The sequence below is a fragment of the Salinicola sp. genome, from assembly GCF_982684285.1.
The window spans coordinates 1-10,829 of the sequence record NZ_CEXLVS010000141.1 but is presented as its reverse complement, the minus strand read 5'-3'; the positions used below and the strand labels follow the sequence as shown (position 1 = coordinate 10,829).

At 64.7% G+C, this 10,829-nt stretch carries 7 protein-coding genes; 2 read left to right on the top strand and 5 right to left on the bottom strand.

Going from position 1 to position 10,829, the window contains the following annotated elements:
• On the bottom strand, window positions 1-684 hold a 684-nt coding region (locus tag AC3AYF_RS13000), incomplete at its 3' end, for a 4-phosphoerythronate dehydrogenase (RefSeq protein WP_487779823.1).
• 220 nt (window positions 685-904) lie between these two features.
• Between AC3AYF_RS13000 and AC3AYF_RS12995 the strand changes: the two genes are divergently transcribed.
• A complete protein-coding gene (locus tag AC3AYF_RS12995) occupies window positions 905-1,180 on the top strand; it encodes a WGR domain-containing protein (protein ID WP_295037629.1) in 276 nt (91 codons plus the stop codon).
• A gap of 15 nt (window positions 1,181-1,195) precedes the next feature.
• Here AC3AYF_RS12995 and rlmKL read toward each other — a convergent pair whose 3' ends face one another.
• On the bottom strand, window positions 1,196-3,388 hold the full coding sequence (rlmKL, locus tag AC3AYF_RS12990; RefSeq protein ID WP_295037627.1) for a bifunctional 23S rRNA (guanine(2069)-N(7))-methyltransferase RlmK/23S rRNA (guanine(2445)-N(2))-methyltransferase RlmL: 2,193 nt from the start codon (window positions 3,386-3,388) through the stop codon (window positions 1,196-1,198).
• Window positions 3,389-3,641: 253 nt separating this feature from the next.
• Between rlmKL and rmf the strand changes: the two genes are divergently transcribed.
• Window positions 3,642-3,851: a ribosome modulation factor gene (gene rmf / locus AC3AYF_RS12985; RefSeq protein ID WP_110600781.1), complete on the top strand. Its 210-nt coding sequence runs from the start codon at window positions 3,642-3,644 to the stop codon at window positions 3,849-3,851.
• Between the two features lie 91 nt (window positions 3,852-3,942).
• On the opposite strand, the gene AC3AYF_RS12980 is transcribed toward rmf, so the two are convergent.
• From AC3AYF_RS12980 to AC3AYF_RS12970, 3 genes are all read right to left on the bottom strand, one after another.
• Window positions 3,943-4,974 (bottom strand): quinone-dependent dihydroorotate dehydrogenase, encoded by a 1,032-nt coding sequence (locus AC3AYF_RS12980; protein WP_487779822.1) that lies wholly within the window; start codon window positions 4,972-4,974, stop codon window positions 3,943-3,945.
• A gap of 174 nt (window positions 4,975-5,148) precedes the next feature.
• Window positions 5,149-6,252 (bottom strand): hypothetical protein, encoded by a 1,104-nt coding sequence (locus AC3AYF_RS12975; RefSeq protein WP_295037624.1) that lies wholly within the window; start codon window positions 6,250-6,252, stop codon window positions 5,149-5,151.
• 203 nt (window positions 6,253-6,455) lie between these two features.
• Window positions 6,456-10,829, bottom strand: a 4,374-nt coding sequence (locus AC3AYF_RS12970; RefSeq protein WP_487779821.1) for an NAD-glutamate dehydrogenase, incomplete at its 5' end; no start/stop codon positions are given.

The window sequence follows — 10,829 nt, the reverse complement described above, 5'->3', positions numbered from 1 at the left end:
GCCCTTCGCATAACGCTCGAGACGCTCGCGCAGGGCGTCACCGTCGAGACAGTCACCTCGCCCGGCGTTGATCAGCACCGTGCCCGGCTCGAGGGCGTCGATGCGGCGACGATCCATGAGGTGATGAGTGGCGTGTTCGCCAGCGGCCACCAGGGGGGTGTGCAGGCAGACGATATCGGCCCGCTCGATCAACGCGTCCAGGTCGAGGAAATCCTCGCGGCCCTCGGCCTCGGCTCGCGGCGGATCGCAGATCAGGCAGTCGACGTCCAGATTGTCCAGGCGCGCCGCCAGACGACCGCCGACATTGCCGGCACCGACGATGCCGACGGTCTTGCCCGAGAGCGAGAAACCATCCTCCTCGGACAGCAGCAGCAGACTGGAAAGCACGTAATCGACCACCGAATCGGCGTTGCTGCCAGGAGCGCTGGCAAAGCCGATGCCCCGTTCGGCCAGCAGCGCCGTGTCGACATGATCGGTGCCGATGGTGCAGGTGCCGACGAATTTCAGCTTGTCGGCCCCTTCCAGCAGGGCTTCGTCAACCTGGGTGATCGAGCGGACCACCAGAATGTCGTGTCCGCGGAGACTGGCCGCGGTCATTTCGCGGCCGGGCTGGCGCGTGATCTCTCCCAATTCGCCGAAGAATTCTTCCGCCAGCGGAATGTTCTCGTCCACCAGGATACGCATGACTACCCTCTTGTTTCGTTCGAATCCGGCGTCAGGCGGTATCGGATAGCGGTCGCATGCAACGCCTCGAAACCGGCGTCGATTTCTACGGGGCTTGCTTTACAATGGAGCCTGACGCCGGGTGCATCGCGGGGCTCTGGAGCCACGACGCTCGGCGCAGCCATATTAGGCCGGCCATTCGCGATGAACAAGCGATGAGCACCAAGCAGCAGGAGTCCGCGTGATCGTCCGTTGGGAAAGTGAACATGACTACGTCCTGGTCCATCTGCATCAGGACATGTTTGGCGACTGGATCTACAGTCGCGCCTGGGGCCAGATCGGCACTCAGTACGGCGGCCTCAAGCATGCCGTCGCCGACAGCTACGATCAGGCCATGATGTGGGTCGACGACCTGTCGCACATACAGACGGCGCGCGGCTACCGCAAGGTGCTGGAAGCCGAGGACGATACCCCGGAAGGACGGCACGCCGTGGCCCAGCTGTCGCTACTTGACTGAGTACGGCCCAAGGCGTCAGCCAGCGTGGCGGATACGGAAGCAGTGATGCAGGTTGGCCCGCCGGGTGAAGTCCGGGTCATAGGTCCGAGCGGTGATCTCCTCGACCCGATAGCGCGACGCCAGTGACGCATCCAGGCTGAACCGCTGCTGATTGTTGGAGAAGATCAGCTCTCCCGTCGGCGCCAGGCGCGCCATGGCCAGTTCGATCAGGCGGACGTGGTCGCGCTGGATGTCCAGCGTGCCCTCCATGCGCTTGGAGTTCGAGAAGGTCGGCGGATCCATGAAGATCAGATCGAACTCCCCTCCCGCCGTCTCCAGCCAGCGCAGACAATCGTCGCGCACGACCCGATGCCGGCCGGGGTCGAGCTTGTTCAAGCTGAAGTTGTCCTTCGCCCACTCCAGGTAGGTATTCGAGAGATCCACGCTGACGCTGTCATCCGCGCCACCCAGCGCGGCCTGCACCGTCGCCGTGCCGGTATAGCAGAACAGGTTCAGGAAGCGCTTGCCGCCGGCTTTCTCGGCCAGTAGACGCCGCACCGGCCGATGATCCAGGAACAGGCCGGTATCGAGATAGTCCTTGAGGTTCACCCACAGTCTGGCGCTCCCTTCCGTGACCACGAAACGGTCGCCGCTGTCGCCCTGCTTGCGATACTGCGCCTTGCCGCTCTGGCGCTCGCGCTGCTTGTAGTGGATCTGCTCGGGCCGCACGTCCAGGGCAACCGGAATCGCGCTCAACGCGTCCATCAGGCGGCGCTGCGCCCTGCCCGGATCGACCGATTTCGGCGCCGCGTACTCCTGGACATGGACCTGATGCCCGTAGACATCGATGGCCAGGGCGTACTCCGGCATGTCGGCATCGTAGAGTCGATAGCAAGCCTCCCCGGACTTCTTGAGCCACTTGCTCAGCCGCTTGCGATTCTTCTGCAGGCGATTGGCGAACATCTGGGCGCCCTCGCTCAGCACGCTCTCCCGCGGTGCCGGATCCGACGGTTCACTCTCCTCGCCCGCCGCCTCGCGACCGGCGATATCGATCAGCAGCAGCTTGCAGTCGAGCGGACCGTTCTTGAACGCATACTGCTTGTGAGCCCGCAGCCCGAGTCGGTGACCCAGGTCCGGATTGCCGGTGAACAGGGCCAGCTGCCATCCCGGGAAATGCCGACGCATCCGTTCGCCGAGATCGCTGTAGAGTGCGACCAGCTCGGGCAACTCGCCCAGCCGCTCGCCATAGGGCGGGTTGGTCACCACCAGCCCGGTCCTGCCGCTCTCCCCCTCCTGGAGCTCGGCCGGGCATTCGAGCGCCTTCACCGAGCCGCCGGCCAGCGTGATCAGGGCGGGGATGCCGGCACGCATGGCATTACTCCTCGCCGCACCAATGGCTTGCGGGCTCTGGTCCAGGCCGAACAGGCGCGATCTGGCGCGGCGCCGGCCGACGTTGGCACGCGCCTGCGCCTCGCGCCGCAGGAGATGCCAGGCCTCGGCATCGAAGTCGGCCAGCGTCTCGAAGGCGAAGCGTTCCCGGTTCAGTTGTGGCGCCATGTCGGCCGCCATCATCGCCGCTTCGATCAGCAGCGTGCCGGCGCCGCACATCGGGTCGACGAGCGGCTCGCCACGCCTGGCCCGCGCCGGCCAGTCGGCACGCGTCAGCAGCGCCGCGGCGAGATTCTCCTTGAGCGGTGCATGCCCCGAATCACGACGATACCCGCGCTGGTGCAGGCTCGCCCCAACCAGGTCGATACCGGCCAGCAACTGACCCTTGTGCAGGTGAGCGAACAGCCTGACGTCCGCGTCGCGGGGCGCGATTTCCGGTCGTTCCCGACCTGCCGCGCGCAGCGCCTCGACCACGCCATCCTTGACCACCTGGGCGCCGAAGCGCGTATGCCGGATGGCTGGAGAGTGACCATGAAAGTCCACTGCCAGCGTCTGGCCGGGTTTGAGCAGCTCCGCCCAGCGCATGTTCTTGACCGCCTCGACGATCGACGCCGGCGCTTCGCAGTTGGCTTCGCGTCTCAGCGTCAGGATCACCCGGTTCGCCAATCGCGACCACAGGCAGATGCGATACACCGTCGAGCGATCGGCCAGCGCATGAAGGCCGGCGACGGTAGTTTTTTGTATCTCGCCGCCCAGTTCGACGATCTCTTCGGCCAGCAGGGATTCGATTCCCCACGGGCAGGTGATGTGGAGGCTTAACAGCGAGTTATCGTCTTTCATGGCGGCGTCATCCGACCGTTATGGAGCGGTCATATTCCTGTGAATTCGGTGAAGGGAGGGCTTTATGACAAAACGCCTATCGACATCATTTCTCATTTCGGCTAAAGCTAACAGTCGTAGCTACGAAACAACGCATGCGGTTTGCCTGTCCGGACGTTTTCGCGGACAGTCCGTCGGATTTGGCTAGATGCCGCCCGGCTGACTGTCGTTTTCCTCAGGAGATGCACTTGTTCTGACAAGAGGCTACTACACGATGAAACGACAGAAACGTGATCGCAACCAGCGGGCATTTCTCCACGGCTACAAGGCGGGGGTGGTCGGTCGCTCACGCGACGAGTGTCCGAGCCAGGATGTGAATCTGCGCGAAAACTGGATGAGCGGTTGGCGTGAGGGTCGCGGAGACCAATGGGCCGGTATGACGGGCGTTTCGGGTATCCACAAGAACCCTACGGTCATGACATAGTCGATATGGACGATGATGCCATTTCGGTACTCACAAGGCTCGCCGCTGGCGGGCCTTTTTACTGAGCCGTCGGTCGCTATCCGCCATGGCATCATCGATGAGTCGAGCCATCGGCCTGGGTGGCTCGCACACACTCACCGATCAGCTCGGGGCCGCGATAGATGAATCCCGTGTAGATCTGCACCAGATCGGCACCCGCCTGGCACTTCTCGCTGGCGCGCACACCGCTGTCGATTCCTCCCGCGCCAATGATCGGCATCGTCGGCAACAGCCGTCTCAACTCCCGGACCACCGCGGTCGAACTGGCGAACAGCGGCGCTCCCGAAAGACCGCCGGCTTCGTGCGCGTGGGGCATTCCCGTCACGTGCTCGCGGGACACCGTGGTATTGGTGGCGATGACGCCATCGATATCGTTCGCCCGTAGCGTATTGGCCACCAGCGCCATCTCGTCCAGCGTCATGTCCGGCGCGATCTTGACCGCCAGCGGTACGCGGCGCCCCTGCTCGGCGTCGAGCCTGGTCACCTCGGCCTTCAGCGCGCTCAGCAGCGTATCGAGATGATCGCCGAACTGCAGGTTGCGCAGCCCCGGCGTGTTGGGCGAAGAGATGTTCACCGTAATGTAATGCGCCGCCCCGTGCGCCTTGCGCAGGCACGTCACGTAATCGTCCACCGCCCGCTCGACCGGCGTCGTCAGGTTCTTGCCGATGTTGACGCCGATGACGCCGTTGTAGCGACTCCGGCGGACATTCGCGACCAGGTGATCGACCCCGGCATTGTTGAACCCCATTCGATTGATGATCGCCTGCGGCCCGGTCAGCCGGAACAGGCGCGGCCTGGGATTACCCTGCTGTGGCTTGGGCGTGACGGTGCCGACTTCGACGAAACCGAAACCCAGCGCGCCTAGGGCATCCAGATGATCGGCGTTCTTGTCCAGACCGGCAGCCAACCCCACCCGATTGGGAAACGTCAGCCCCATCAGGTCGACGGCGCTGGAGGCGACGTAGGTATCGCCCAGCAGGCCGGACAGACGGGCACGATGGGCGGTGTCCAATGCGGACACCGTCCGGCCGTGTGCGGTTTCCGGCTCCAGCCGAAACAACAGCGAGCGAACGAGGGCGTACATGGAAAGTCTCGTCGGTAACGAAGGGAGTCTTCTAGCGGCGGGCGAGTATATCCCACCTTGGCGCCTCGGGACGAACTCCTTGGGGAGAAACTCTCCGCCCGGGAGCAAGCCCCTGAGAGGGAACGACAAACCCGGCGCCGGGGCGCCGGGTTTGGTACCGCGAATGCATGCCGGTTACTGTGAGTCGAGCTGCTGGATCCGCAGGGTATAGTTGTTGACCGAGTTCATCGCCGAGCCGAACCGCTGCCCCTTGACCCAGACCCGATAGCGACCCGGCTGCAGCACTGTCTCGATATCGAAGTTACCATCGGCCAGCGAGCCCTCGTCGCTGGCGACCGTGCGGCCGCTCTCGTCAAGCACCTTGGCCTGAAGGCGGAAGCTGCCTTCGTGACCGGGGAAGGTCGAGCTGGTGACGGAAACCGTGCCGGCCTGGGCGACATCGAAGGTGAGCACTTCGCCCTGCTGCAGCACCTTGATGTCGGCGACGATCTCGTCGAAGCTGCTCGGCAGCGGTGCCTGCTGGCGCTCGCGGGCAGAGGCGCCAGCCGGCGCGCTGGCCTGCCCAGCAGTCGCCGGCTTGGCCGCCGAGCCGGTATTGGCGGTGCCGAAGTCGGGGCCCTGGGACGCGCCCTCGCTGACGCCGGCGGCAGTGCCGCCGGCCACCGCAGTGGCCGCTTCGCGTCCTGGCGCACTGAGCGTCGCCACATCGTCCTTGTCGTCGACGAAGGCAGTGGTGCGGCCGCTGCTGCCGGGGCCGCCGAACATGATGCCACCGCCGTTGTCGATGCCGCCCTGGTCGGCGGCGATCACCTTGCCGCTGGCGTCCAGCGCGTCGACCTGAATGTTGAAGCTGTTACCGCCGGTCTTGGTAGTGCCGAACTTCTGCCCCGAGACCTGCAGCGTGTAGTTGCCTGGTTCGAGTCGCTGCTCCATCTCCAGACCGCCGGTGTTGCCGAGCCCGCTGCTCTTGGCCAGGACGTTGCCGTTGGCGTCGATCAGCGTGGCCTTGATGCGGTAGTCCTGGGATTCGCCCGGCAGGGTCGAACTGGTGAAGCGGTAACGTCCGGCCTCATCGACGGTGAACGGGTGCTGCTGCACGCCACCGAAGAAGAAGCTCTGGCTGCGCGCATCCGAACTGGATTTGAAGAACTTGGTCAGATCGACCTTGCTGGCCGCTTCCTGAGCGTCCTTCAAAGCCTCGCTCTGAGCGAGAACCTGACCGCTGGCACCCGCCAGGCTCAATGCCACGAATAAGGTGGAAAATACGCGATACTTCATGGGGCCTCTCTCTGCACTCTGCGACCGAATCGGAGCCGAAGCATAACAGAGACGCTCCCCGAGGCACCTTAAAGGGCCTGCGGAGAGCGCCTCCGTGCGGAATAACCTATGCACTGATGGTCACTGCCTCGCCGGTCGCCCGATCGGCGGGAGTCACCCATCGATGGCGGGCGACATCGCTGCCGCCCGACCTGCAGGCCACCTTAGCCCTCGCTTTCGCTCTCGGCAAGGTCGACCAGTTCCCGGATGGCCACGGCGACCAGCGGAAAGCTGATCTGCGAGCCGGAGTCGATCTCCGCCAGCAGGGCGTTCCAGCGCTCGAACAGCGGCGCGTGCAACTCCTGCCAGTGCTCGACCCGGGGTTCGATCTCGCGCGGGGCGTCCGACATGCCCAGCACCTTGACCGTCAAGGCCAGCTGCTGGCGATCGAGGTCGTCGCGGAACGTCTCCCGCGCCTGCGCCTGCCAGCTGTCCCGCACTTCCAGGCTGTTGATCTGCTGCATCATCCGCGGCAGCTCCAGCCGCTGGCCGATGGTGTAGTAGGTCTCCGCGACCCGCTGGATCTTCTCGCCGCTGGTCCGCGCCGCCTGGATGATGCCCAGTCCGGCATAGAGGCTGGAGGCGGCAGCGACGACCGATGCCAGCGCTTCCGGCACCTTGGCCTTGACCAGCGCGTCACGCCGCTTGCTCCAGGCTTCACGCTCGTCACCACTGAGACGGTTGCCGATATCCTCCTGCAACTGTGCCAACTGGGGAGCATACTGCTCGACGCACTCCTTGACGCCGAGCGAGCCCCGGTGACGCAGGAACCAGCGTGTCGCCCGACGCAACAACCGCATCAGGTCTAGCATCATGGCGTACTGGGTCTGGCTGTCGACACGGTAATCCAGCGCCTCGATCTGCTCCCACAGCTGATTGAATCCGAAACTGTCGCGGGCGATGACATAGGCCTGGGCGATCTCGACCCGCGATGCGCCGGTGGAGTCGCGCAGCTGCCGCACGAAGGTGATCCCCATGTGATCGACCAGATCGTTGGCGATCTGGGTCGCCACGATCTCGCGCTTGAGGCGGTGCTGGTAGAGATCGTCCGGGTAGCGCTCGGCCAGCGTCTCGGGGAACGCTCTCGTCACGTGCTGCTGCAACTGCGGATCGGAGGGCAACTCGAGAGCGATCAGATCGCTCTTGAGCGTGCTCTTGGCGTAGGAGATCAGCACGCTCAACTCCGGCAGCGTCAGCCCGCCGTCGTTGTTGCCGCGCTCGATCAGCTGTTCGTCGTTGGGCAGGAACTCCAGTTCCCGATCGAGGCTGCCGGCCGCTTCCAGCTCGTTGATGAACCGGCGATACGGTCCCAGTCCCTCCTTCGATTGCAGTTCGGCGATTGACAGCGCCTGGGTCTGGCGATAGTTGTCGCGCACGACCAGTTCACCGACCTCTTGCGTCATCTCGACCAGCAACTGGTTGCGCTGCTTCTCGGTCATGTCGCCGCGCAGGACGATGCCGTCCAGCAGGATCTTGATATTGACCTCGTGATCCGAGCAGTTGACGCCACCGGCGTTGTCGATGAAGTCGGTATTGACGCGAATGCCCTTCTCCGCAGCCTCCATCCGGCCACGCTGGGTCAGCCCCAGGTTGCCGCCCTCGCCGACCACACGGCAGTTGAGCTCACGGCCGTCGATGCGCAGGCCGTCGTTGGCCTTGTCGCCGACGTCGGCGTGACTCTCGCTGGAGGCCTTGACGTAGGTGCCGATACCGCCGTTCCAGATCAGATCGACCCTGGACTTGAGCATCGCGTTGATCAGGTCGTTGGGCGAGAGCTTGTCCGCCTTGATACCGAAGACCTTCTTCATCGCCGCGGAGATGGGGACCGACTTGGCATCGCGGGAGAAGATGCCGCCGCCTTCGGAGATCAGCTTCTCGTCGTAGTCCGTCCAGCTCGAGCGCGGCTGTGCGAACAGGCGCTTGCGCTCGGCGAAGGACTTGGCGGCGTCGGGATTCGGATCGACGAAGATATGCCGGTGATTGAAAGCGCCCACCAGCAGGATCTTGTCGGACAGCAACATGCCGTTGCCGAAGACATCGCCGGCCATGTCGCCGATGCCGAGCACGCTGAAGGTCTCTTTCTGGGTGTTCAGGCCCATTTCCCGGAAGTGACGCTTGACCGACTCCCAGGCGCCGCGGGCGGTGATCGCCATCCCCTTGTGGTCATAGCCCTGGGCGCCACCGGAGGCGAAGGCGTCCCGCAGCCAGAAGTCGTACTCGATCGAGATCGCGTTGGCGTAGTCGGAGAAGGTCGCCGTGCCCTTGTCCGCCGCCACCACCAGGTAGGGATCGTCCGGATCGTGGCGTACCACCGTGCGCGGCGGCACCACCGTGGTGCCGTCGAGATTGTCGGTGATGTCCAGCAGGCCGCGAATCAGGATCCGGTAACACTCGACCCCCTCGGCCTGGATCGCGTCGCGATCGGCGTTTTCCGGCATGCGCTTGCAGATGAAGCCGCCCTTGGCGCCGACCGGGACGATGACCGAATTCTTGACCTGCTGCGCCTTCATCAGCCCCAGGATCTCGGTGCGAAAATCCTCGTTGCGGTCCGACCAGCGCAGGCCACCGCGGGCCACCTTGCCACCGCGCAGGTGGACGCCCTCCATCCTCGGCGAATAGACGAAGACCTCGAACATCGGCCGCGGCTTGGGCATGCCGGGCACCTTGCTCGGCTCCAGCTTGAACGAGATGTACTCCTTGGCGCTGCCATCCTCGCGTGGCTGGAAGAAATTGGTACGGACGGTCGCCAGGATCAGGTCGACGTAGCGGCGCAGCAACAGATCGTCGTTGAGGCTGGCGACCTGATCGAGCATGGCGTTGAGCTCGTCGATGCAGCTCTGGCACTGCGCTTCACGGGACTCGAGCTCGGGGGAGAAGCGCAGCGTGAACAGCCGCGAAAGCCCTCGGGTGATATCGGCATGGGCTGCCAGGGTATTGGCGATGTAGGCCTGGGATAGCCCGATGCGCAGCTGCTTCATGTAGCGCGCATAGGCTCGCAGCACGGCGACCTGGCGCCAGTCCAGGTCGGCACCGATGATCAGCCGGTTGTAGGTATCGTTCTCCGCATCACCGACCCAGATCCTGGTGAAGGCGTCGATGAAGTTGTCGCGCATGTCGCCCAGATCGACATCGCCCGCACCGCGATACTCGAAGGTGAAATCATGAATCCAGTAGGTCTGCTGGCCGCTGGCGATGCGGTAGGGCCGTTCGCTGATGACCCGCAGCCCCAGGTTCTCGAGCACCGGCAGCATGTCGGAGAGCGGGATCGGCGTATCCTGATGGTAGAGCTTGAGGTTGACGCTACCGGCGGCGCTCTCCGCCAGGTGATAGAGACTGACCCCGATCGGGGCGCCCTCGTCGAGCGCCTCGAGATGGCGGATGTCGTTGGCGGCGGTCCGCGCGGAGAAGTCGTCGCGGTAGCTGCTGGGGAAGGCATCGCGGAAGGCCTGGGCCCGGCGGTTGCCCGCCTCCTCGCCCAGCGTCTCGATCAAGGCGCCGTGCAGCTCCTCGCGCCAGTTGCGCGCCAGGTTGATGACCTTCTTCTCCAGCGCGCGACTGTCGAAATCGACGGGCTCGTCGCCGTTGAAACGCAGCGTGAACTGGATGCGCGCCAGGATCGACTCGGAGAGGTAGGGATTGAAATCGGCGAAGGTGGCGTCGAGCTCCTCGCACAGCAGGTTCTGGATGCGCAGCCGCAGGTCCGTCGAGAAGATATCCCGCGGCACGAATACCAGGCAGGAGTAGAACTGCCCGGCGCGGTCCTCGCGAATGAACAGGCGTACCCGGCGGCGCTCGCGGATGTTGAGAATGCCGAATGCGGTTCGGCTCAGCTCCTCGGTGGAACTCTGGAACAGGTCGTCGCGGGGATGCACTTCCAGCACCTGCAACAGCAGCTTGCCGTTGTGCCCTTTCGGATTGACGCCGGCCGCGTCGATGACCGCCTGGACCTTGCGGCGAAGAATCGGCACGGTGCGCGGCGATTCGTTGTAGACCAGCGAGGTGAACAGGCCGAAGAAGCGCCACTCGCCAATTGCCTTGCCCTTGGCGTCGTGGCGCGTGACGGCGATGTAATCGGGGTAGGTCGGACGGTGCACGCGCGCGTGGTAGGCGCTCTTGGCGAAGTGCAGCAGCGCCGCCCCGTCGCCCTGCTCGAATCGCACGGGCTCCCGGTAGCGCGGCTGGTCCAGCTTGAGCACGCCCAGCTCGCTGCCCTCGACCCGCTCGCTGCGCGCTTTCTTGCCACTGCCGACGAAACGGCTCTCGGCGTAGCCGAGGAACGTGAAATGCTCGTCGAGCAGCCACTTGAGGAAGGCCACCGTCTCCTTCTGATCCGCCGCGGTGATGCCGCTCGGCTTGTGGGCATCCAGCGCGTCGATGACTTCACGCACCTTGTCGCACATCGGATCGAAATCGGCGACGGCGGTGCGTACGTCGAGCAGCACGGTGCCCTCCTCGAGGTCGATCGGCTCGGCGCTCGGTGCGCAGGCCGCGAGGCCGAGAGCGAGGGTGAGGCTGAGGGCGAGGGTGCTGATGGTGCG

What these genes read in the sequence shown, in the direction of transcription:
- rmf (WP_110600781.1), top strand. Translation starts at nt 3,642, where the DNA reads ATGAAACGACAGAAACGTGATCGCAACCAGCGGGCATTTCTCCACGGC.
- rlmKL (WP_295037627.1), bottom strand. Translation starts at nt 3,388, where the DNA reads ATGAAAGACGATAACTCGCTGTTAAGCCTCCACATCACCTGCCCGTGG.
- AC3AYF_RS12975 (WP_295037624.1), bottom strand. Translation starts at nt 6,252, where the DNA reads ATGAAGTATCGCGTATTTTCCACCTTATTCGTGGCATTGAGCCTGGCG.
- AC3AYF_RS12980 (WP_487779822.1), bottom strand. Translation starts at nt 4,974, where the DNA reads ATGTACGCCCTCGTTCGCTCGCTGTTGTTTCGGCTGGAGCCGGAAACC.